Annotated in this window: 1 protein-coding gene; it reads left to right on the top strand. The window is 69.2% G+C overall.

The window, feature by feature from the left end:
* A partial coding sequence (locus IF01_RS0140925) for an Hsp20/alpha crystallin family protein (RefSeq protein ID WP_030398696.1) occupies positions 1-316 on the top strand: 316 nt, incomplete at its 5' end.
* Between the last annotated feature and the right edge of the window lie 12 nt (positions 317-328).

Consider the following 328-nt stretch of genomic DNA (forward strand, 5'->3'; position numbering starts at 1 on the left):
CGAGTACGTGATCTGCTTCGACCTGCCCGGGGTGGACCCTGAGGCGATCGACGTCGACGTCGAGCGGAACATGCTGACCGTCAAGGCCGAACGCCGCCCCCGTCACCAGGGCGAGGATGTGAAGTGGGAGCTGTCCGAGCGCCCGCTCGGCGTGTTCTCCCGCCAGGTCATGCTGTCCGACATCCTCGACCCCGCCGGGATCAGCGCCGACTACGACGCCGGCGTGCTCACGCTGAAGATCCCGGTCGCGGAGAAGGCCAAGCCCCGCAAGATCGCCATCGGCCACAGCGGCGACCGCAGGCAGATCCGGGCCTGACCCCCGGACCGT

It is taken from the genome of Kitasatospora purpeofusca, from assembly GCF_000718025.1.
GTDB lineage: Bacteria > Actinomycetota > Actinomycetes > Streptomycetales > Streptomycetaceae > Kitasatospora > Kitasatospora purpeofusca.